Origin of the sequence: Streptococcus mitis (genome assembly GCF_002096815.1) — a bacterium.
Lineage (GTDB): Bacteria > Bacillota > Bacilli > Lactobacillales > Streptococcaceae > Streptococcus > Streptococcus mitis_AD.
Genome location: NZ_NCVJ01000021.1, coordinates 273,206 through 293,598 on the forward strand (window position 1 = coordinate 273,206; position 20,393 = coordinate 293,598).

General features: G+C 40.7%; 24 protein-coding genes. 17 read left to right on the forward strand and 7 right to left on the reverse strand.

Going from position 1 to position 20,393, the window contains the following annotated elements; genetic code table 11:
- Nucleotides 1-221: 221 nt before the first annotated feature.
- From B7696_RS08040 to B7696_RS08055, 4 genes are all read left to right on the forward strand, one after another.
- On the forward strand, nt 222-593 hold the full coding sequence (locus B7696_RS08040; RefSeq protein WP_084863113.1) for a GFA family protein: 372 nt from the start codon (nt 222-224) through the stop codon (nt 591-593).
- Between the two features lie 35 nt (nt 594-628).
- A complete protein-coding gene (gene glyQ / locus B7696_RS08045; RefSeq protein ID WP_084863114.1) occupies nt 629-1,546 on the forward strand; it encodes a glycine--tRNA ligase subunit alpha in 918 nt (305 codons plus the stop codon).
- A 211-nt stretch (nt 1,547-1,757) separates the two neighbouring features.
- Complete coding sequence (glyS, locus tag B7696_RS08050) at nt 1,758-3,794, forward strand: glycine--tRNA ligase subunit beta (protein WP_084863116.1); 2,037 nt, start codon at nt 1,758-1,760, stop codon at nt 3,792-3,794.
- A gap of 42 nt (nt 3,795-3,836) precedes the next feature.
- Nucleotides 3,837-4,094 carry a DUF896 family protein gene (locus tag B7696_RS08055; RefSeq protein WP_084863118.1) on the forward strand — a complete coding sequence of 86 codons (258 nt, stop codon included), beginning with the start codon at nt 3,837-3,839 and terminating at the stop codon, nt 4,092-4,094.
- A 113-nt stretch (nt 4,095-4,207) separates the two neighbouring features.
- On the opposite strand, the gene B7696_RS08060 is transcribed toward B7696_RS08055, so the two are convergent.
- Genes B7696_RS08060 through B7696_RS08070 form a run of 3 tightly spaced genes read right to left on the reverse strand, consistent with a single transcriptional unit; the run spans nt 4,208 to nt 7,059 of the window.
- Complete coding sequence (locus B7696_RS08060) at nt 4,208-5,452, reverse strand: NAD(P)H-dependent oxidoreductase (RefSeq protein ID WP_061589828.1); 1,245 nt, start codon at nt 5,450-5,452, stop codon at nt 4,208-4,210.
- 18 nt (nt 5,453-5,470) lie between these two features.
- Complete coding sequence (locus tag B7696_RS08065; protein WP_000915954.1) at nt 5,471-6,076, reverse strand: NADPH-dependent FMN reductase; 606 nt, start codon at nt 6,074-6,076, stop codon at nt 5,471-5,473.
- A 59-nt stretch (nt 6,077-6,135) separates the two neighbouring features.
- The gene (locus tag B7696_RS08070; protein WP_084863120.1) at nt 6,136-7,059 is read right to left on the reverse strand and encodes an FAD:protein FMN transferase; all 924 of its coding nucleotides are present in this window, start codon (nt 7,057-7,059) and stop codon (nt 6,136-6,138) included.
- A 308-nt stretch (nt 7,060-7,367) separates the two neighbouring features.
- Between B7696_RS08070 and nox the strand changes: the two genes are divergently transcribed.
- The 3 genes from nox to pdxT all read left to right on the forward strand — a co-directional run bounded on the left by nox (nt 7,368) and on the right by pdxT (nt 10,356).
- On the forward strand, nt 7,368-8,747 hold the full coding sequence (nox, locus tag B7696_RS08075) for a H2O-forming NADH oxidase (RefSeq protein ID WP_084863122.1): 1,380 nt from the start codon (nt 7,368-7,370) through the stop codon (nt 8,745-8,747).
- A 151-nt stretch (nt 8,748-8,898) separates the two neighbouring features.
- Nucleotides 8,899-9,774 carry a pyridoxal 5'-phosphate synthase lyase subunit PdxS gene (pdxS, locus tag B7696_RS08080; protein ID WP_000138517.1) on the forward strand — a complete coding sequence of 292 codons (876 nt, stop codon included), beginning with the start codon at nt 8,899-8,901 and terminating at the stop codon, nt 9,772-9,774.
- Nucleotides 9,775-10,356: a pyridoxal 5'-phosphate synthase glutaminase subunit PdxT gene (gene pdxT / locus B7696_RS08085; protein ID WP_061864021.1), complete on the forward strand. Its 582-nt coding sequence runs from the start codon at nt 9,775-9,777 to the stop codon at nt 10,354-10,356.
- A gap of 20 nt (nt 10,357-10,376) precedes the next feature.
- Here pdxT and trhA read toward each other — a convergent pair whose 3' ends face one another.
- Nucleotides 10,377-11,024 (reverse strand): PAQR family membrane homeostasis protein TrhA, encoded by a 648-nt coding sequence (gene trhA, locus B7696_RS08090; protein WP_001097996.1) that lies wholly within the window; start codon nt 11,022-11,024, stop codon nt 10,377-10,379.
- Nucleotides 11,021-11,467 carry a DUF1836 domain-containing protein gene (locus tag B7696_RS08095; RefSeq protein WP_084863123.1) on the reverse strand — a complete coding sequence of 149 codons (447 nt, stop codon included), beginning with the start codon at nt 11,465-11,467 and terminating at the stop codon, nt 11,021-11,023. The genes trhA and B7696_RS08095 overlap by 4 nt, the downstream gene beginning before the upstream one ends.
- A 134-nt stretch (nt 11,468-11,601) precedes the next feature.
- Between B7696_RS08095 and B7696_RS08100 the strand changes: the two genes are divergently transcribed.
- From B7696_RS08100 to trxB, 7 genes are all read left to right on the forward strand, one after another.
- Nucleotides 11,602-12,096 carry a GNAT family N-acetyltransferase gene (locus tag B7696_RS08100; RefSeq protein ID WP_084863125.1) on the forward strand — a complete coding sequence of 165 codons (495 nt, stop codon included), beginning with the start codon at nt 11,602-11,604 and terminating at the stop codon, nt 12,094-12,096.
- Nucleotides 12,096-12,605: a methylated-DNA--[protein]-cysteine S-methyltransferase gene (locus tag B7696_RS08105; protein WP_084863127.1), complete on the forward strand. Its 510-nt coding sequence runs from the start codon at nt 12,096-12,098 to the stop codon at nt 12,603-12,605. The genes B7696_RS08100 and B7696_RS08105 overlap by 1 nt, the downstream gene beginning before the upstream one ends.
- 12 nt (nt 12,606-12,617) lie before the next feature.
- Nucleotides 12,618-12,974 (forward strand): arsenate reductase family protein, encoded by a 357-nt coding sequence (locus B7696_RS08110; RefSeq protein ID WP_038806264.1) that lies wholly within the window; start codon nt 12,618-12,620, stop codon nt 12,972-12,974.
- Between the two features lie 157 nt (nt 12,975-13,131).
- A complete protein-coding gene (locus B7696_RS08115; protein ID WP_001103447.1) occupies nt 13,132-13,932 on the forward strand; it encodes an amino acid ABC transporter permease in 801 nt (266 codons plus the stop codon).
- Nucleotides 13,932-14,675, forward strand: a complete 744-nt coding sequence (locus B7696_RS08120; RefSeq protein WP_000590965.1) for an amino acid ABC transporter ATP-binding protein — start codon at nt 13,932-13,934, stop codon at nt 14,673-14,675. The genes B7696_RS08115 and B7696_RS08120 overlap by 1 nt, the downstream gene beginning before the upstream one ends.
- 77 nt (nt 14,676-14,752) lie before the next feature.
- Entirely contained in the window at nt 14,753-14,977 is a 225-nt protein-coding gene (locus tag B7696_RS08125) for a DUF4059 family protein (RefSeq protein WP_192856302.1), read from the forward strand.
- Between the two features lie 65 nt (nt 14,978-15,042).
- The gene (gene trxB / locus B7696_RS08130; protein ID WP_084863131.1) at nt 15,043-15,954 is read left to right on the forward strand and encodes a thioredoxin-disulfide reductase; all 912 of its coding nucleotides are present in this window, start codon (nt 15,043-15,045) and stop codon (nt 15,952-15,954) included.
- A gap of 39 nt (nt 15,955-15,993) precedes the next feature.
- On the opposite strand, the gene rlmB is transcribed toward trxB, so the two are convergent.
- Together rlmB and def are read right to left on the reverse strand one after the other, a co-directional pair.
- Nucleotides 15,994-16,722 carry a 23S rRNA (guanosine(2251)-2'-O)-methyltransferase RlmB gene (rlmB, locus tag B7696_RS08135; protein ID WP_061864026.1) on the reverse strand — a complete coding sequence of 243 codons (729 nt, stop codon included), beginning with the start codon at nt 16,720-16,722 and terminating at the stop codon, nt 15,994-15,996.
- A gap of 44 nt (nt 16,723-16,766) precedes the next feature.
- Nucleotides 16,767-17,378: a peptide deformylase gene (def, locus tag B7696_RS08140; RefSeq protein ID WP_004260025.1), complete on the reverse strand. Its 612-nt coding sequence runs from the start codon at nt 17,376-17,378 to the stop codon at nt 16,767-16,769.
- 174 nt (nt 17,379-17,552) lie between these two features.
- On the opposite strand from def, the gene B7696_RS08145 reads away from it, so the two are divergent.
- The 3 genes from B7696_RS08145 to B7696_RS08155 are packed head-to-tail and all read left to right on the forward strand — an operon-like array spanning nt 17,553 to nt 20,364.
- Nucleotides 17,553-18,878, forward strand: a complete 1,326-nt coding sequence (locus tag B7696_RS08145; protein ID WP_084863133.1) for a CapA family protein — start codon at nt 17,553-17,555, stop codon at nt 18,876-18,878.
- A gap of 21 nt (nt 18,879-18,899) precedes the next feature.
- On the forward strand, nt 18,900-19,727 hold the full coding sequence (locus B7696_RS08150) for an HAD family hydrolase (protein ID WP_084863135.1): 828 nt from the start codon (nt 18,900-18,902) through the stop codon (nt 19,725-19,727).
- A gap of 1 nt (nt 19,728) precedes the next feature.
- Complete coding sequence (locus tag B7696_RS08155; protein WP_033685213.1) at nt 19,729-20,364, forward strand: SGNH/GDSL hydrolase family protein; 636 nt, start codon at nt 19,729-19,731, stop codon at nt 20,362-20,364.
- Nucleotides 20,365-20,393: the final 29 nt, after the last annotated feature.

Sequence of the window (20,393 nt, forward strand, 5' to 3'; positions counted from 1 at the left end):
TCAAGAGGAAAGAAAGTCTTATGGCGTTCTTCAAGCGAGCTTGGGATAGTGGGAGCCAAGTAGGACAAAATAAAGAACTGGCGCTTTCTGTAGTATTTTCAAAAACAATGAAGTAATAAATTAGGGTGGAACCGCGTTTCTGACGCCCCTAGTCGCAAGGCTTGGGTGTTGAAATTCGGTTCTTTTTGAATTCGTCTAATGCCTAAGTAGAAAGGAGCATCATGCTTAAAGGATCTTGTTTATGTAAAGCAGTGACCTACACTCTAGATGAGGAATTATCGGAATTAGTTTTTTGTCATTGCTCATTTTATCGGAAAGCAACTGCGTCTGCCTATACAGTTAATGCTAAAGTTAGCAGTGAAAAGCTAGTATTGCATGGAAAAGAAAAGCTTGTTTCCTATAGTTCTTCTCCAGGAAAACAGCGTTATTACTGCCAGAACTGTCATAGTCAAATTTTCACTGTTCAAGAAAATATACCAGAAGTCTGTGCTTTGAAATTAGGTACAATAGATGAATGCGATCAGAATTTACAAACTGTTCCTAAACGTCATATTTTTCAGGACCCAGCCTTTTCTTGGTTGCTTGATAAATAAATCTAAGAAGATAATATAAATTAAAGGAGTAAACAATGTCTAAAAAATTGACTTTCCAGGAAATCATCCTTACTTTGCAACAATTTTGGAATGACCAAGGTTGTATGCTTATGCAGGCTTATGATAATGAAAAAGGTGCGGGGACAATGAGTCCATACACTTTCCTTCGTGCTATCGGACCTGAGCCATGGAATGCGGCTTATGTAGAGCCATCACGTCGTCCTGCTGACGGTCGTTACGGGGAAAATCCTAACCGCCTTTACCAACACCACCAATTCCAAGTGGTTATGAAGCCTTCTCCATCAAATATCCAAGAACTGTACCTTGAGTCTTTGGGAAAATTGGGTATCAATCCTTTGGAACACGATATTCGTTTCGTTGAGGACAACTGGGAAAACCCATCAACTGGTTCAGCTGGTCTTGGTTGGGAAGTTTGGCTTGACGGAATGGAAATCACTCAGTTTACTTATTTCCAACAAGTCGGTGGATTGGCAACTAGCCCTGTGACTGCGGAAGTAACCTATGGTTTGGAGCGTTTGGCTTCTTACATTCAAGAAGTAGACTCTGTCTATGATATCGAGTGGGCTGATGGTGTAAAATACGGAGAAATCTTTATTCAGCCTGAGTATGAGCACTCAAAATATTCATTTGAAATTTCAGATCAAGAAATGTTGCTGGAAAACTTTGATAAGTTTGAAAAAGAAGCTGGTCGTGCCTTGGAAGAAGGATTGGTACACCCTGCCTATGACTATGTTCTCAAATGTTCACATACCTTTAACCTGCTTGACGCGCGTGGTGCCGTATCCGTAACCGAGCGTGCAGGCTATATCGCTCGTATCCGTAATTTGGCCCGTGTTGTAGCCAAAACCTTTGTCGCAGAACGCAAACGCCTAGGCTACCCACTTTTGGATGAAGAAACACGAGCTAAACTCTTAGCAGAAGACGCGGAATAAAGAAAGTGACAAATTACGAAAATGGGCTAACAATGTGAGCCCTGAACCAGTTGCCGCAGTGATGAAAGTATCCTTAGTGAAGCTAAGGATACTAGGCAAAATTGGAGACTTTTGGCTCCAATTTTAGCAATGAAACAACGAAGTTGGTTGCTTGCGTGCCAATCACATAAGGCAAACTGGAAAATAAAAAGATATTTTTCGGAGAAAAAACATGACAAAAAACTTATTAGTAGAACTCGGTCTTGAAGAATTACCAGCCTATGTTGTCACACCAAGTGAAAAACAACTAGGCGAAAAAATGGCAGCCTTCCTCAAGGAAAACCGCCTGTCTTTTGAAGCCATTCAAACCTTCTCAACACCACGTCGTTTAGCTGTTCGTGTAACTGGTCTTGCAGACAAACAGTCTGATTTGACAGAAGATTTTAAGGGGCCAGCAAAGAAAATTGCCTTGGATAGTGATGGAAACTTCACCAAAGCAGCTCAAGGATTTGTTCGTGGAAAAGGATTGACTGTTGAAGATATCGAATTCCGTGAAATCAAGGGTGAAGAATATGTCTATGTTACCAAGGAAGAAATTGGTCAAGCAGTTGAAGCCATTGTTCCTGGTGTTGTAGATGTCTTGAAGTCCTTGACTTTCCCTGTCAGCATGCATTGGGCTAACAACACCTTTGAATACATCCGCCCTGTTCACACTTTAACTGTTCTTTTAGATGAAGAAGAGTTTGACTTGGATTTCCTTGATATCAAGGGGGATCGTGTGAGCCGTGGTCATCGTTTCTTGGGACAAGAAACTAAGATTCAGTCAGCATTGAGCTATGAAGAAGATCTTCGTGCACAATTTGTAATCACAGATCCACGTGAACGTGAGCAAATGATTGTTGACCAAATCAAAGCAATCGAAGCTGAACATGGTGTAAGTATCGAAATTGATGCTGATTTGCTTAATGAAGTCTTGAACTTGGTTGAATACCCAACTGCCTTTATGGGAAGTTTTGATGCCAAATACCTTGAAGTTCCAGAAGAAGTTTTGGTGACTTCAATGAAAGAACACCAACGTTACTTTGTTGTTCGTGATCAAGACGGTAAACTCTTGCCAAACTTCATTTCTGTTCGTAACGGAAACGCAGAGTATTTGGAAAATGTCATCAAAGGAAATGAAAAAGTCTTGGTAGCCCGCTTGGAAGACGGTGAATTCTTCTGGCGTGAAGATCAAAAATTGGTCATTTCAGACCTTGTTGAAAAATTAAACAATGTGACTTTCCATGAGAAAATTGGTTCCCTTCGTGAACACATGATTCGTACTGGTCAGATTGCTATTCTCTTGGCAGAAAAAGCAGGCTTGTCAGCGGATGAAACGATTGACTTAGCCCGTGCAGCAGCCATTTACAAGTTTGACTTGTTGACAGGTATGGTTGGCGAATTTGACGAGCTCCAAGGAATTATGGGTGAGAAATATGCCCTTCTTGCTGGGGAAACTCCAGCGGTAGCAGCTGCTATTCGTGAACACTACATGCCTACATCAGCCGAAGGAGAACTTCCAGAAAGCAAGGTTGGAGCCATTCTAGCTATTGCAGACAAATTGGATACGATTTTGAGTTTCTTCTCAGTAGGCTTGATTCCATCAGGTTCTAATGACCCTTATGCCCTTCGTCGTGCGACGCAAGGTGTGGTTCGTATCTTGGATGCATTTGGTTGGCACATTGCTATGGATGAGTTGATTGATAGCCTTTATGCTTTAACATTTGACAGCTTGACTTATGAAAATAAGACAGAGGTTATGGACTTTATCAAGGCTCGTGTTGATAAGATGATGGGCTCTACTCCAAAAGATATTAAAGAAGCAGTACTTGCAAGTTCGAACTTTGTTGTGGCAGATATGTTGGAAGCAGCAAGTGCTCTTGTAGAAGCAAGTAAGGAAGAAGATTTCAAACCATCTGTTGAATCACTTTCTCGTGCCTTTAACTTGGCTGAGAAGGCAGAAGGAGTTGCTACAGTTGATTCAGCTCTCTTTGAGAATGAAGAAGAGAAAGCCTTGGCAGAAGCAGTAGAATCACTCGTTTTGTCAGGGACTGCCAGTCAGCAATTGAAACAGCTCTTTGCGCTTAGCCCAGTCATTGATGCATTCTTTGAGAATACCATGGTTATGGCTGAAAATGAAGCAGTTCGTCAAAATCGCTTGGCTATCTTGTCTCATTTAACTCAAAAAGCAGCTAAGCTTGCTCGTTTTAACCAAATTAACACTAAATAAAATTTGATAAACGGACTAAATCTTATCATAAAGGAGAGAAACATGGATCCTAAAAAAATTGATCGTATTAACGAGCTTGCCAAAAAGAAAAAAACAGAAGGCTTGACCCCAGAAGAAAAAGTAGAACAAGCCAAACTACGTGAGGAGTACATCGAAGGTTATCGTCGCACTGTTCGTCACCACATCGAAGGGATCAAAATTGTGGACGAAGAAGGAAATGATGTTACACCAGAGAAACTACGTCAAGTCCAACGTGAAAAAGGATTACATGGTCGTAGTCTCGATGACCTAAACTCATAATAAGCATTCTTTCTTTTAACAAAGATAGATGAAATAATAAGTAAAAGACTAGCAGACAAAAACTGCTAGTCTTTTTTTTGCTAAAAAAGGAACCAAGATGGTTCCTAAAATGATTAGTTACTTGCTCCAGATGTAGCGTCAGCGCCACCACCGTGACCACCGGCATCACCTGAATCAGAAGCTCCAGATGTAGCATCTGCATCGCCGTGACCATGTCCGCCAGCAGGAGCTGCAGCATTTCCACCGACTAAACGTTGACCAGTTGTATTGAGGTACCAATCAAGCCATGGTTGGAAATTAAAGATAATCTCATTAATTCCAGCATATGAACCATCTGGGTAGTACATTGCTTGGTAATTATGGGTATTAATAACACCTTCAGGTGTTCCTGGCACAATTGTACGGACATATTCTTGATCCCCGTTACGCAATACGCCGACAACCCATTCAACGTTTTTCATTCTAGAATCTGGCAATGTACCGTGTACTGTTCCTAATCTATTTCCTGATTGAGCACGTACACGTTTACCAAACATTGTATCTGGGTCTTGGTGTGCGTTATTAAAGTACAAAAATTGATTGTTATCATCTGCAAATGTCAATTCAAATGGCATTGCTTTCAAGAACATGTCAATTTGGTTAACTGTCAAGATACCGTGGTCTAATTTAACGTAAGTATCTCCAGAAACAGCTCCAACAAGTTCAGCAGCTTTTTCTACCCATTCAGGATCATCTGGATCAACACCTTGGATGGTAGTTGCAATTGAATTTGTACAATATAAATCTTCTGGCTCAATTGGTTTTGGTTTTTTCAATTTTGAAACGACTCCCACGTATTTTACAAAGTTGTCTAGACATGTTTCAAGGAAATTAACAGTTCCTTCATTTGTGATATTTCCATTAACATCAAAAGCTTCTTTAGCTTTACCAAGAAGGAATTCATTTCCTGGAAGTGTGTAGGCATTGACACCTGGAGCGTCAAGAATCTTACGAAGGTGAACTTGGGCACGTGAAGTACCTTGGTCATAGTAAGAAGCACCCACAATCATGACTGGTTTGTTTTCAAATGGATGAACTTCATATGAAAGCCATTCAAGAACAGATTTTAGGGAAGCTGAGATTGTGTGGTTGTGCTCAGGAGTAGCGATGATAACACCATCAGCACGAGTAATTTTGTTATATAAATAACGTAATTGGAAACTTTCGTCCCATTTTTCGTCTTGGTTAAACATTGGAACTTCGTCAATTTCAAGAACTTCTAATTCAAATTTGAGTTTGAAGTGACGACGGATGAATTCCAAGAGTTTACGGTTATATGATTGATCGTAGTTTGATCCTACAAGTCCAACAAATTTCATTCTTTTTGGTCTCCTATCTTACAAATTTTCCCAGTCAAAGTCTTCAGCATCTTTGCGAAGTAATTCTTGTGCATTGCGCAATTTTTCTGTGATTTTTACAAAGATACGGTAGTCGTCAAAAGTAGCATCCAGTTTTTTGATCACATCAAGATCTACTAGGTCTCCACTTGGGTTGAAAGCTTGAAGAGAATGTGAAAGCAAGAATTCATCTGGAAGGACACTTGCTTTAATTTCTGGGGCATTCAAGATTTGGCGAAGTTGTAATTGGGCACGTGATGAACCAAGCGTACCGTAAGAAGCACCTGTAATCATGATTGGTTTGTTCAAAAGTGGGTAAATACCGTATGACAACCAAGCTAGAGCGCTCATCAAAACTGCAGGAATAGAGTGGTCATACTCAGGAGTACCGATAATAACGCCATCTGCCTCTTCAATTTTAGCAGCAATTTCTAAAATTTCAACAGGTACTTGCTTGTCAGCTGGTTTGTTGAAGACAGGGATATCCTTGATTTCAACAAGTTCAATTTCAGCTTTTTCAGCAAAGTGTTTTTGCATGTATTGAAGCAATTGACGGTTTGTAGAACGTTTTGAATTTGTTCCAACAATAGCAATAAGTTTTAACATGAGATTTCCTTTCTCTTTTTACATAATACGATTTTAAAACTCTATTGAAACATCTAATTCTATAGAGTAGGAATTCCTGAAGAACAGCTTAGGTGACCTTCTTTATCGATGAGGATAGCTTCGATGCCCTCCAAACTTTCGACTTGCCAGAGGATAGAAGCAGGTCTTTCTCCAAATAGACGAGTGGTCCAGATTTCACCATCAACTGATTTATCAGAGATGATTGTCAGACTAGCTAGTTCCGTTTCAACAGGATATCCTGTTTGACTGTCAAAAATATGATGGTAATCTTTTCCATCGACTGTCAGATGACGTTCATAAATGCCTGAAGTCACGACAGATTTATTGACAACAGGGATGGTCATTAAGTGATTTCCCCTAGGATTGGCTGGGTCTTGAATCCCGATTTGCCAAGGCTGATTGCCTCTTTCCTGATTTTTACCAATGGTCAGGATATTCCCTCCCAGATTGATTAAGGCAGATGTCACTCCCTCTTCTCTCAGAAATTGGGCAACCTTATCCGCACTATACCCCTTGGCTAAACAACCAAGATCGATCTTCATTCCTTTTTGTTTCAAAAACACAGTGGAAGTCGAAGAATCTAACTCGATAGAATGAGGATTGATTAAAGGTAACACCGATTCAATTTCTTGAGGTTGGGCCACTTTGGCATCTGAAAAACCGATACGCCAGGTTTGAATCAAGGGACCAATGCTGATGTTGAGATGACTAGAGGGCGCTAGGCTATGCTCTAATCCAAGTGAAATCAATTCAAACAAATCAGGATGAACTTTGACTGGAGCTATTCCAGCTTGATAATTGATTTCCATCAACTCCGATTCTTGACTATTGGCATTGAAGCGGTATTCAAGCTCTTTGAGCAAATCAAAGGATTTTTGGAGCAAGCTATCGGATCGCTTATCTACTAATGAAATAGTGATAGTAGTCCCCATTAGGCGTTCGGAATGTGAACTAAGAGGCAAGCTACCAACTCCTTTCTCTTATGAAAAGAAGGCTGAAATATAGTAAATTTATATTAAATTTAACCCCTTACATTTTCTTTCCATGATACTAGCATACCATAAAGTCAGCGTTTTCACAAATAAAATTTGTAAACTTGTCAAGAAATATGCTCAGAAAATAAAGAGTAATTGTAAGAAAGACTGATAAAATACAGATTATTTACATTTTTTTACAAAAAAATCTGGAAAATTAGCTAAACTCTTGTAAACGCTAACAGTAAATGTTATACTAGAAGAGTAAATTTAAAATTGAAGGTAGGAATTTTTCTATGAGTAAAATCGTTGTAGTTGGTGCTAACCACGCTGGTACAGCATGTATTAATACTATGTTGGATAATTTTGGAAATGAGAACGAAATTGTTGTATTCGACCAAAACTCTAACATCTCTTTCCTAGGATGTGGAATGGCCCTTTGGATCGGTGAACAAATTGACGGTGCTGAAGGCTTGTTCTATTCTGATAAAGAAAAATTGGAAGCTAAAGGTGCTAAGGTATACATGAATTCACCAGTTCTTTCAATCGACTATGATAACAAAGTAGTTACAGCAGAAGTTGAAGGAAAAGAGCACAAAGAATCATACGAAAAATTGATTTTCGCTACAGGTTCTACACCAATCTTGCCACCAATCGAAGGTGTTGAAATTGTCAAAGGAAACCGCGAATTTAAAGCAACTCTTGAAAATGTACAATTCGTTAAATTGTACCAAAACGCTGAAGAAGTGATTCACAAATTGGCTGACAAGAGCCAACACCTTGACCGTATTGCCGTTGTTGGTGGTGGTTACATCGGTGTTGAACTTGCTGAAGCCTTTGAACGTCTTGGAAAAGAAGTTGTCCTTGTTGATATCGTTGATACTGTCTTGAACGGGTACTATGATAAAGACTTCACACAAATGATGGCGAAGAACTTGGAAGACCACAACATCCGCTTGGCGCTTGGTCAAACTGTTAAAGCAATCGAAGGTGACGGTAAAGTTGAACGCTTGATCACTGACAAAGAAAGCTTTGACGTGGATATGGTTGTTCTTGCAGTTGGTTTCCGTCCAAACACAGCACTTGCTGATGGTAAAATTGAACTTTTCCGCAACGGTGCTTTCCTTGTAGACAAGAAACAAGAAACATCTATCCCAGGCGTTTATGCTGTAGGTGACTGTGCAACTGTTTATGACAATGCACGTAAAGACACTAGCTACATCGCGCTTGCTTCAAACGCTGTTCGTACTGGTATCGTTGGCGCTTACAATGCTTGTGGCCATGAATTGGAAGGAATCGGTGTTCAAGGTTCAAATGGTATCTCAATCTACGGTCTTCACATGGTTTCAACTGGTTTGACTCTTGAAAAAGCTAAAGCTGCTGGTTACAACGCAACTGAAACAGGCTTTAACGATCTTCAAAAACCAGAATTTATGAAGCATGACAACCATGAAGTTGCCATCAAGATTGTCTTTGACAAAGATAGCCGTGAAATTCTTGGTGCACAAATGGTTTCACACGATTCTGCAATCAGCATGGGAATCCACATGTTCTCACTTGCTATCCAAGAGCATGTGACAATTGATAAATTGGCATTGACAGACCTATTCTTCTTGCCACACTTCAACAAACCATACAACTACATCACAATGGCTGCCCTTACAGCTGAAAAATAAAAATAAATGAGCTATCTGGCCTTAGGTTAAGGTCAGATAGTTTTTTAACCATTCTGTACCCATACAATTATGATTTTTTTATCTTGTGGTTCATCCTTTTCTGACTTAAAATGAAATAGTAGCTACCAATACAAATGATGAGGATAAAGAAATGACTGAAAATCGTTACGAACTAAATAAAAACTTGGCGCAGATGCTCAAGGGCGGTGTTATCATGGATGTGCAAAATCCTGAACAGGCTCGTATTGCAGAAGCTGCTGGTGCGGCCGCTGTGATGGCCTTGGAGCGGATTCCAGCTGATATTCGTGCAGCTGGTGGGGTTTCCCGTATGAGTGATCCAAAGATGATTAAGGAAATCCAAGAAGCGGTTAGCATTCCAGTAATGGCCAAGGTCAGAATCGGGCACTTTGTTGAAGCTCAGATTTTAGAGGCTATTGAGATTGACTATATCGATGAGAGTGAAGTTTTATCTCCAGCTGACGACCGTTTCCATGTGGACAAGAAAGAATTCCAAGTTCCTTTTGTCTGTGGAGCTAAGGACTTGGGTGAAGCCTTGCGTCGTATCGCTGAAGGTGCTTCTATGATTCGTACAAAAGGAGAACCGGGGACAGGGGATATCGTCCAAGCTGTTCGTCATATGCGTATGATGAATCAGGAAATTCGCCGCATTCAAAACTTACGTGAGGACGAGCTTTATGTTGCCGCCAAGGACTTACAAGTCCCTGTAGAATTGGTTCAATACGTCCATGAACATGGAAAATTGCCTGTTGTAAACTTTGCAGCTGGAGGCGTTGCAACGCCAGCAGATGCTGCGCTGATGATGCAATTAGGGGCAGAGGGTGTTTTTGTTGGATCAGGTATTTTCAAATCAGGCGATCCTGTTAAACGAGCGAGTGCCATTGTCAAAGCGGTAACTAATTTCCGAAATCCTCAAATCCTAGCTCAAATCTCTGAAGATCTAGGCGAAGCCATGGTTGGTATTAATGAAAATGAAATTCAAATTCTCATGGCAGAGCGAGGAAAATAGATGAAAATTGGAATATTGGCCTTGCAAGGTGCCTTTGCAGAACATGCAAAAGTGCTAGATCAATTAGGTGTCGAGAGTGTTGAAATCAGAAATCTAGATGATTTTCAGAAACATCAGAGTGATTTGTCGGGATTGATATTACCTGGTGGTGAGTCTACAACTATGGGCAAGCTCTTACGAGACCAGAACATGCTGATTCCCATTCGAGAAGCCATTCTATCTGGCTTACCAGTGTTTGGGACCTGTGCGGGTTTAATTTTGCTGGCTAAGGAAATTACTTCTCATGAAGAGAGTCATCTAGGAACTATGGATATGGTGGTTGAGCGCAATGCCTATGGGCGCCAATTAGGAAGTTTCTACACGGAAGCAGAATGTAAGGGAGTCGGTCAGATTCCAATGACCTTTATCCGTGGTCCAATTATCAGTAGTGTTGGAGAGGGTGTAGAAATTCTAGCAACAGTTGACAATCAAATCGTTGCTGCTCAAGAAAAAAATATGTTAGTGACCTCTTTTCATCCAGAATTGACTGATGATGTGCGCTTGCACCAGTACTTTATCAATATGTGTAAAGAAAAAAGTTGAGATTGAATTTCTCAACTTTTTTACATGTAATAAACAATGGCAATGTATTGGAGGGCAGATGCAGCTAGGATAAAGAGATGCCAAATCATGTGGAAATAAGGTTTTTTCTTGGCGTAAAATCCAGCTCCAACTGTATAACAAAGTCCGCCAGTTACCATGAGACTCCAGAAAATTGGCGTTGTTTGACTGATAATGGCAGGAATGATAGCCAGAACCAACCAGCCCATAATCAGGTAAAGAGCAAGGCTAAATTTCTCATTGACTTTTTTAGCAAAGATTTTATAGAGAATACCAAAGATGGTCGTTCCCCATTGGATGGCAATAATTAGATAGCCAAACCAGTTATTCATTAAGGTCAAGACGACGGGCGTGTATGAGCCTGCAATAGCAACATAAATCATCGAATGATCAATGATTCTCAAGACATATTTATGGGTTGAACCATAGGCCATAGAGTGATAAATGGTGGATGATAGAAACATGAGAAAGAGACTAATAACGAAAATGGAAACGCCTATAGATGATAAAAATCCGTGTGCCTCATAACTATAGGTGGATGAAATGGGGAGTAAGATGAGCATGATGACTGCTCCTACGGCATGGGTCACGCTATTAGCAATCTCCTCTCCAAAACTGAGTTGTTTGCTGAGTTTAAGACTAGTGTTCATTTGATTACCTCCTCTTCAGTATGGTGGATTAAGGCTAGAGTTTGATGATAGAGCTTAACGGTTTGGCAGCTACTTTGGATAATGGGGTTAGCTGGGTCAATTCCTTGGTTCATGTAGTTTACAAAAGCATCGTAGAGTTGGTCTGAACTTGCTTGAGTTTGTAGAGTATTAAGTGTCTGTGCTATTTCTTGAATAGAAAAGACAGATTTGAGGGTTGTGATAGCAATCAAACGGGCAATCTGTTGGCGTTGGTATTTTTTCTTGTCAGGCTTTGTCAGGTAACCATGTTTGACATAATTGTTGACCATAGATGCTGTCAGGCCCTTGTCTTTATCAGGAGAGATAGGGGCGCAGACCTGATTGACATAGAGTAAAACCTGGTCCAGATAGAGGTCAATGTTTGGGATTTCTGCCCATTTTGGGTAGGAAAAGGTAGTTTTCATTTCTAACTCCTTTTTATCTAGTTTTAATAACTAGATTATAAAATAACAAAAACAGAAAGTCAAGTTTTAACTGCTTGTAGAAAGACTTAAATTATGCTATGATGGGAGAAACTAGTCAGAAATGAGGAGAAAAGATGGAGATTCGTTTAGCTTTTCCAAATGAAGTAGATGCCATCATGCAGGTGATGGAGGATGCTAAAAAATGTTTAGCAGATGCTGGTAGTGACCAGTGGCAAAATGGTTATCCAAATGCTGATATTATTATTGAGGATATTATCTCAGGTCAAGCCTACGTAGCCTTGGAAGAGGGAGAACTACTAGCTTATGCAGCTGTGACCAAGAGTCCAGAGGCAGCCTATGAAGCCATTTATGAAGGCAACTGGCAAGCTGGGGAGTCAGAGTACCTAGTCTTTCACCGTATTGCTGTGGCAGCAGATGTCCAGGGACAGGGAGTTGCTCAAACCTTTTTAGAGGGCTTGATTGAAGGTTTTGACTATCTAGATTTTCGCTCAGATACGCATGTTGCAAACAAGGTCATGCAGCATATCTTTGAAAAACTAGGTTTTAAACAGGTTGGTAAGATTCCAGTTGATGGCGAACGCTTGGCCTATCAAAAATTGAAGAAATAATGCAAAAGAAGTACGCAAAAATACTCTATTCTTCGCCAATTGGCTCCCTTTCTCTTGTAGCTGATGATTATCATTTGTATGGCATTTGGGTGCAGGAGCAGAAGCATTTTGAGAGGGGACTAGGGGATGAAACGATAGAAGAAGTTGTTAGTCATCCCATTTTAGACCCAGTTATTGCTTGTTTAGATGCTTACTTTAAAGTCAAGCCTCAGGATTTATCCGACTTGCCCTTGGCTTCAATCGGAACGGATTTTGAAAAGCGAGTTTGGTCCTATTTACAGGGAATTCCTTATGGCCAGACAGTGACCTATGGACAAATAGCCCAAGACCTGCAAGTGGATTCTGCTCAAGCAATTGGTGGAGCAGTGGGGCGCAATCCTTGGTCTATCCTAGTACCTTGTCATCGTGTGCTAGGAGCAGGCAAGCGTCTGACAGGTTATGCTGCAGGAGTGGAAAAGAAAGCTTGGCTCTTGGAGCATGAAGGCGTAGATTTTAAAGATATAAAATAGAAAGTGAAAGACATGTTAGAATTTATCGAATATCCAAAATGTTCAACTTGTAAAAAAGCAAAACAAGAATTAAATCAATTAGGAGTGGACTATAAAGCTGTTCACATCGTTGAAGAAACACCTAGCCAAGAAGTCATTTTAAACTGGCTAGAAACCTCGGGTTTTGAGTTGAAGCAATTTTTCAACACCAGTGGGATCAAATACCGTGAATTAGGGCTGAAAGATAAGGTAGGAAGCCTGTCAAACCAAGAAGCGGCTGAGTTGCTAGCAAGTGACGGTATGTTGTTAAAACGCCCCATTTTAGTAGAAAATGAAACTGTTAAGCAAATCGGTTATCGAAAACCCTATGAAGAATTGGGATTGAAATAGTTTTTATCTATCTCTTTGATAGATAAAATATATAGCCTCCCTGTTTCAAAGTATGATAAACTAGTAGGTGGACAAAGTCTGTATCTGACCGTAGCAAATAATTTCATTGACGGCAGAAGTATGGTAGAATGAATCATTATCAGGAGAGGATGTTTTTATGAATGTTACAACGATTTTAGCATCAGATTGGTACCAAAACTTGATGCAATTGATTCCGGATGGCAAGCTTTTTAGCTTGCGTTCGGTCTTTGATGGAATTCCAAGAATTGTCCAACAACTTCCAACAACGATTATGTTGACAATTGGTGGTGCCCTTTTTGGCTTGGTTTTGGCGCTTCTTTTTGCCATTGTGAAAATCAATCGTGTCAAGATTTTATATCCCTTGCAGGCCTTCTTTGTTAGTTTCTTAAAAGGGACACCGATTTTGGTCCAACTTATGTTGACTTACTACGGAATTCCTTTGGCTTTGAAAGCTCTCAATCAGCAATGGGGAACTGGTTTCAATATCAATGCTATTCCAGCGGCTGTTTTTGCGATTGTCGCCTTTGCCTTTAATGAGGCAGCTTATGCTAGTGAAACCATTCGTGCAGCCATTCTCTCAGTCAATCCTGGTGAGATTGAGGCGGCACGTAGTTTGGGGATGACCCGAGCGCAAGTTTATCGTCGCGTGATTATTCCAAATGCAGCAGTTGTGGCGACTCCAACCTTAATTAACTCCCTAATCGGCTTGACCAAGGGCACGTCCCTAGCCTTTAGTGCGGGTGTTGTGGAAGTCTTTGCCCAAGCTCAGATTCTGGGTGGAGCTGATTATCGTTACTTTGAGCGCTTCATCTCCGTTGCCCTTGTTTATTGGGTAGTCAATATCGGAATTGAAAGCCTCGGTCGTTTCATCGAGAGAAAAATGGCTATTTCTGCACCCGATACAGTGCAAACAGATGTGAAAGGAGACCTTCGTTAATGATTAAGATTTCGAATTTAAGCAAATCCTTTTCAGGACAGACTGTCTTGGATCATCTGGACTTGGATATTCAAAAAGGGGAAGTTGTAGCCTTGATTGGTTCTTCAGGAGCTGGAAAATCAACTTTTCTTCGTAGTCTCAATTATCTTGAAACACCTGACAGTGGCTCTATTCAGATTGATGATTTTTCAGTCGATTTTTCTAAAATCACTCAAGAAGAAATCCTTGCCCTACGCCGTAAGCTGTCTATGGTTTTCCAACAGTTTAATTTGTTTGAACGCCGAACAGCACTTGATAATGTAAAAGAAGGCTTGGTTGTTGTCAAGAAATTGTCTGACCAAGAAGCGACTAAGATTGCCAAGGAAGAGTTGGCTAAGGTTGGGCTTTCGGACCGTGAAAACCATTACCCTCGCCATTTATCAGGTGGACAGAAGCAACGGGTTGCCTTGGCGCGTGCTCTTGCCATGAAACCAGATGTCTTGCTCTTAGACGAACCAACTTCAGCTCTTGACCCAGAATTGGTCGGTGAAGTAGAGAAGTCTATTGCAGATGCTGCTAAGTCAGGTCAAACCATGATTTTGGTCAGTCATGACATGTCCTTTGTAGCCCAAGTAGCTGATAAGATTCTCTTCTTAGATAAGGGGAAAATCATTGAGTCTGGAACACCGGATGAGATTATCCACCATCCTAAAGAAGAGCGGACAAAAGAATTCTTCGCTAGTTACAAACGGACTTATATTTGATATAATAGATAAAGGAAAACTCAGTTAGCTGGACTAGCTGAGTTTACTCTTTAAAAAAGATAGAAATGAGAGAAATCATGCTACTGCAACTATTTTCTTTATATTTCGAGAGTTTGATCTTGACCACCATCATCGTCCTGATTTTTTTAGGGATTTGGATTGGACTGAGAGCCGTGTCGGGAGTTGATAAGACAGCCAAGGCTCGCCAAGCCCATCTCTATGATATGATTATGATTGGGGTCTTGGTTGTTCCAGTATTATCCTTTGCGGTTATGAGTTTAATTCTTGTTTTCAAAGCATAATCCTTGCTTGATTGACAAGAAAGAGTTAGAATAAAGATAGTTACAACAAGAAAGAAGGAATCTATATGTACGATACTATTATTATCGGTGCTGGACCTGCAGGGATGACTGCAGCCTTGTATGCTGCTCGAAGCAATCTGAAAGTTGCTCTTATTGAAGGTGGTCTGCCAGGTGGTCAGATGAATAATACATCTGATATTGAAAATTACCCAGGATACGCTAATATTAGTGGGCCAGAATTGGCAGAAAAAATGTTTGAACCGCTTGAAAATCTTGGTGTTGAGCACATTTATGGTTATGTTGAAAATGTAGAAGACCATGGTGATTTTAAAACAGTGATGACTGATGACCAAACATATGAGACACGTACAGTTATCGTAGCGACTGGCTCTAAACACCGTCCTTTGGGAGTACCTGGAGAAGAAGAACTGAACAGTCGTGGTGTTTCTTACTGTGCCGTGTGTGATGGTGCTTTCTTCCGTGACCAAGATTTGTTGGTAGTCGGTGGTGGAGATTCAGCTGTTGAAGAAGCCCTCTTCTTGACTCGTTTTGCTAAGACTGTGACCGTTGTTCACCGTCGTGACCAACTTCGTGCTCAAAAGGTTTTACAAGACCGCGCCTTTGCGAATGAGAAAGTCAGCTTTATCTGGGATTCTGTAGTGAAGGAAATCAAGGGCGAAAACCGAGTAGAATCTGTCGTATTTGAAAATGTGAAAACAGGTCAAGTGACAGAACAAGCCTTTGGTGGTGTCTTTATCTATGTTGGATTGGACCCTCTTAGCGATTTTGTTAAAGAATTGAATATCCAAGATCAGGCTGGATGGATTGTGACAGATAACCACATGAAAACTGCAGTTGACGGTATCTTTGCAGTTGGAGATGTTCGCTTGAAAGACCTCCGCCAAGTAACAACAGCAGTTGGAGATGGAGCTATCGCTGGTCAAGAAGCTTATAAGTTTATCACCGAACATAGTTAATCATAAAAAAGTTTCCAATCAGATGACTGGAAACTTTTTTTATAGTCTATTTCGGAAAACTTCGTACATGAGAATGGCTGCAGCAACACTGGCATTAAGGCTTTGAACATGGCCATTCATAGGAATAGTAATCATCTCATCAACCTGTTTTTTGATGTTGCTAGAGATGCCTTTTCCTTCATTTCCGATGATGAGGGCGATTTTCCCTTTTGTATTCCATTTATGGCAAGGAGTCCCATTCATATCCGTTCCAAAGGTCCAGAAACCTTCATCCTTGAGTTTGTTTAGAGTTTGACTTAGATTGGTCACTCGAGCGATTGGAACGTGCTCAATAGCACCTGTGGCCGTTTTGGCAACGACAGGAGTAACACCGACAGCACGGTGTTTGGGAATGATGACACCTGAAACATTGGTCGCATCGGCGGTTCTTAAGATGGAGCCTAAGTTGTGAGGATCAGTTAACCCGTCCAGAATTAATAGCAAAGGATTTTCTTCTTGGCGTGTTTTGGCAAGAATGTGATCTAGCTCGCTATAGGCAAATTCAGATACTCGTAGAACAAAACCTTGGTGGACAGCACCTTCAGTCATCTCAGAGAGGGATTTTTTTGAGGTCCAAGAAATGGACACCTTCTTTTCTGTAGCCAGTTCCTTGACTTTCTCAACATTCTTACCTCGGAGATCTTCTTGGAGGTAGAGTTTGTTTCCTGTGTTTGCAAGGAGGGCTTCGGTAACGGCGTGGACGCCATAGACAATATCATTTGTTTTCATGCCTCTATTATAACACAAAACCCCGTCTTGCAACGGGATTTTCTTTATTCTAGAATTAGTAAACCATCTTTAACTGCAAATGGGTCTTTTTCATTGATACGATCGTAAAACATGATGCCGTTGATGTGGTCAATTTCATGCTGAACAACGATGGAGTTGTAGCCTTTGAGTTTGATACGGTGTTTTTCTCCATCCTTGTCAAAGTAGTCAACCGTAACGCGGGCATGGCGAACTACATAGCCAGGTACGTTGCGGTCAACAGAGAGGCAGCCTTCTCCTTCGCCAAGAGCAGCGTCTTGAACCGAGTGAGAGACGATTTTTGGATTGTACATAATGGCTTGTAAGTCGTAGGCTTCCTCTGGAGTTTCACCTTCTTCAACAATATTTGGTACCAAAACAGCGATAATGCGTTTTGAGATATCTAATTGAGGAGCAGCCAGTCCAACCCCACCGCGGAGTCCCATTTTTTCAGCCATTACGGGATCTTGGGAATGTTTGAGGAATTGCATCATCTTTTCGCCTAGGATGATTTCCTGATCAGACAAGGGGAAAGTGACTTCCTCAGCAACTGCGCGAAGCGTCGGATTCCCCTCGCGGATAATATCGTTCATATCAATTAAGTGAGCAGCTTTTGTAATACGTTCTATTGCAGACATTTTCTCTCCTTTCATTACCTCTACATGATATCACAAAATGACAAGGATTGAAAGCATTACGGCATCGAGCTTTTATAGAAAATGCCTAGTAGGTTCGATTCAATTGTGAAAGAATTACTTATCTGTGATATAATAAAAAGAAAAGGCTTGCATTAGAAAGTAGGGAGAATGGAGATGCAAAGAAGACAAGATAGACATAAACGTGGACCAGTTTTTCGCTTTGTGAGAGGCTTTGTAAACTTTTTTAGGAGTTATCGCAAGTGGAGTAATAAGGGATTTGTGGCGATACTCTTGCTAGCAGTTGCTTTATCAATGGGCTTGGTCTTGCTGTTTGAAAGTTTCCAAGGAATCCCCTTGACCAGTCAAAAAAAGGATGCCATTTCTAAAGAAGCAAATAAGACAAATCAAAAATCTAAAGATCAGGAAGAAGAAACAAGTGCTCGTATTATGGCCCATGGAGATTTACTTTACCATGATATTATCTATATGTCAGCTAAAAAGGAAGATGGCAGCTATGATTTTCATGAGAATTTTGAATACGTAACTCCTTGGCTTAAGCAGGCAGATTTGGCAATAGGTGATTTTGAAGGGACCATTAATAAAGATCATTATCTAGCTGGCTATCCTTTATTTAATGCTCCTGGTCAAGTAATGGATGCTATTAAAGATGCTGGGTATCATGTTTTAGATTTAGCCCATAATCATGTTTTAGATTCTCAAATTGAAGGAGTTATTTCAACGGCAGATGCAATTGAAAAGGCAGGAATGACACCTATTGGAGTTTATACGCACGAGTCACGTGATCAAGCTCCGCTCGTTATCAAGGAAGTGAACGGTATCAAGGTTGCACTTTTGGCTTATTCTTATGGATTTAATGGAATTGAGCAAAGTATTTCTCAAGAAGATTATAACCGCTATCTTTCAGACCTAAACGAAGATAAGATGAAGGCTGAAATTGAGCGTGCAGAGAAGGAAGCGGACATTACTGTTATCATGCCTCAGATGGGGGTTGAGTATCGCATAGAACCGACTGAAGAGCAAAAGGTTTTGTACCACAAGATGATTGAATGGGGAGCGGATATTATCTTTGGAGGCCATCCACACGTAGTTGAGCCATCAGAGACTGTTGAAAAAGATGGAGAGAAAAAACTTATCATCTATTCTATGGGAAACTTTATTTCTAACCAACGTATTGAAACAATGACTGGTGTAGACAATGCGAAGTGGACAGAGCGTGGTGTTCTTATGGATGTAACTGTCAAGAAAAAAGGTGGAAAAACAACTATTGACACAGCTAAAGCTCATCCAACTTGGGTCAATCGAACACCAAAGGGAACCTTTTCACCAGAAGGATATCCCCTATATCATTATCAAACCTATATCTTAGAAGATTTTATCGAGGGTGGCAGTCATCGTGATCAGTTAGATGAAGCGACTAAGGAACGAATTGATGCAGCCTATAAAGAAATGAACGAACATGTAGGATTGAAGTGGGATTAGCTTGAATTCAGAGGAAAGTAAATGACGATTAAAGTAATTGCGACAGATATGGATGGGACCTTGCTGGATGCTAGAGGCCAGCTTGATCTCCCACGCTTGGAAAAGATTTTAGATCAGTTGGATCAAAGGGGCGTTCGTTTTGTCATCGCTACGGGCAATGAAATTCACCGTATGAGGCAACTACTGGAGCACTTGGTGGATCGAGTGGTTCTGGTGGTTGCCAACGGTGCTCGTATTTTTGAAAACAATGAACTGATTCAGGCTCAGACTTGGGATGATGTCATTGTCGATAAGGCCTTGGCTTATTTCGAGGGTCGATCGTGTCAGGATCAGTTTGTTGTAACGGGGATGAAGGGTGGTTTCGTCAAAGAAGGTACGATTTTTACAGACCTTGAAAGTTTTATGACTCCAGAAATGATTGAAAAATTCTACCAACGGATGCAATTTGTGGATGAATTAACCTCTGACCTCTTTGGTGGTGTTCTCAAGATGAGTATGGTTGTTGGTGAGGAACGTTTGAGTTCGGTTTTGGAAGAAATCAATGACCTCTTTGATGGCCGCGTTCGGGCTGTATCGAGTGGCTATGGTTGCATTGATATCCTTCAAGCTGGAATTCATAAAGCATGGGGCTTGGAAGAATTACTCAAGCGTTGGGACTTGACTCCCCAACAAATCATGGCTTTTGGTGACAGTGAAAATGATGTTGAAATGCTTGAAATGGCTGGAATTGCCTATGCGATGGAAAATGCTGATGATAAAGCCAAAGCTGTGGCTACTGCTCTAGCACCAGCCAACAGCCAAGGCGGAGTTTATCAAGTCTTGGAAAACTGGTTAGAAAAAGGAGAATGAAGTGGCAGTACAGTTATTAGAAAATTGGTTACTAAAGGAACAAGAAAAAATCCAAACCAAGTATCGTCACTTAAATCAGGTTTCTGTTGTAGAGCCAGACATTCTTTTTATTGGGGATTCCATTGTCGAATACTATCCTCTGCAGGAACTATTTGGGACTTCAAAGACGATTGTCAATCGAGGAATTCGTGGCTATCAGACAGGGCTGTTATTAGAAAATCTTGATGCGCATCTTTATGGTGGAGCAGTAGATAAAATTGTCCTTTTGATTGGGACAAATGATATCGGAAAAGATGTGCCTGTGAATGAGGCTCTCAATAATCTCGAAGCTATCATACAATCCATTACTCGCGATTATCCATTGACTGAGATTAAATTGCTTTCCATTTTGCCAGTCAATGAGGGAGAGGAGTACAAGCAGACAGTCTATATCCGCACGAATGAAAAAATCCAGAAATGGAATCAAGCCTATCGAGAGCTTGCTTCAGCCTATATGCAGGTAGAATTTGTGCCAGTTTTTGATAGTTTGACAGACCAAGTAGGTCAACTCAAAAAAGAATATACAACTGATGGACTGCATCTCAGTGTTGCTGGTTATCAGATTTTGACAAAATCTTTGAAAGACTATCTTTTGTAGTTAATTGCTTTCCTTTTTGCATTTTTGAG

Excerpts from the sequence above, each read along its gene's own strand:
- B7696_RS08040 (WP_084863113.1), top strand. The coding sequence starts at position 222 with ATGCTTAAAGGATCTTGTTTATGTAAAGCAGTGACCTACACTCTAGAT.
- glyQ (WP_084863114.1), top strand. The coding sequence starts at position 629 with ATGTCTAAAAAATTGACTTTCCAGGAAATCATCCTTACTTTGCAACAA.
- glyS (WP_084863116.1), top strand. The coding sequence starts at position 1,758 with ATGACAAAAAACTTATTAGTAGAACTCGGTCTTGAAGAATTACCAGCC.
- B7696_RS08055 (WP_084863118.1), top strand. The coding sequence starts at position 3,837 with ATGGATCCTAAAAAAATTGATCGTATTAACGAGCTTGCCAAAAAGAAA.
- B7696_RS08060 (WP_061589828.1), bottom strand. The coding sequence starts at position 5,452 with ATGAAATTTGTTGGACTTGTAGGATCAAACTACGATCAATCATATAAC.
- B7696_RS08065 (WP_000915954.1), bottom strand. The coding sequence starts at position 6,076 with ATGTTAAAACTTATTGCTATTGTTGGAACAAATTCAAAACGTTCTACA.
- nox (WP_084863122.1), top strand. The coding sequence starts at position 7,368 with ATGAGTAAAATCGTTGTAGTTGGTGCTAACCACGCTGGTACAGCATGT.
- pdxS (WP_000138517.1), top strand. The coding sequence starts at position 8,899 with ATGACTGAAAATCGTTACGAACTAAATAAAAACTTGGCGCAGATGCTC.
- pdxT (WP_061864021.1), top strand. The coding sequence starts at position 9,775 with ATGAAAATTGGAATATTGGCCTTGCAAGGTGCCTTTGCAGAACATGCA.
- trhA (WP_001097996.1), bottom strand. The coding sequence starts at position 11,024 with ATGAACACTAGTCTTAAACTCAGCAAACAACTCAGTTTTGGAGAGGAG.
- B7696_RS08095 (WP_084863123.1), bottom strand. The coding sequence starts at position 11,467 with ATGAAAACTACCTTTTCCTACCCAAAATGGGCAGAAATCCCAAACATT.
- B7696_RS08100 (WP_084863125.1), top strand. The coding sequence starts at position 11,602 with ATGGAGATTCGTTTAGCTTTTCCAAATGAAGTAGATGCCATCATGCAG.
- B7696_RS08105 (WP_084863127.1), top strand. The coding sequence starts at position 12,096 with ATGCAAAAGAAGTACGCAAAAATACTCTATTCTTCGCCAATTGGCTCC.
- B7696_RS08110 (WP_038806264.1), top strand. The coding sequence starts at position 12,618 with ATGTTAGAATTTATCGAATATCCAAAATGTTCAACTTGTAAAAAAGCA.
- B7696_RS08115 (WP_001103447.1), top strand. The coding sequence starts at position 13,132 with ATGAATGTTACAACGATTTTAGCATCAGATTGGTACCAAAACTTGATG.
- B7696_RS08120 (WP_000590965.1), top strand. The coding sequence starts at position 13,932 with ATGATTAAGATTTCGAATTTAAGCAAATCCTTTTCAGGACAGACTGTC.
- B7696_RS08125 (WP_192856302.1), top strand. The coding sequence starts at position 14,753 with ATGCTACTGCAACTATTTTCTTTATATTTCGAGAGTTTGATCTTGACC.
- trxB (WP_084863131.1), top strand. The coding sequence starts at position 15,043 with ATGTACGATACTATTATTATCGGTGCTGGACCTGCAGGGATGACTGCA.
- rlmB (WP_061864026.1), bottom strand. The coding sequence starts at position 16,722 with ATGAAAACAAATGATATTGTCTATGGCGTCCACGCCGTTACCGAAGCC.
- def (WP_004260025.1), bottom strand. The coding sequence starts at position 17,378 with ATGTCTGCAATAGAACGTATTACAAAAGCTGCTCACTTAATTGATATG.
- B7696_RS08145 (WP_084863133.1), top strand. The coding sequence starts at position 17,553 with ATGCAAAGAAGACAAGATAGACATAAACGTGGACCAGTTTTTCGCTTT.
- B7696_RS08150 (WP_084863135.1), top strand. The coding sequence starts at position 18,900 with ATGACGATTAAAGTAATTGCGACAGATATGGATGGGACCTTGCTGGAT.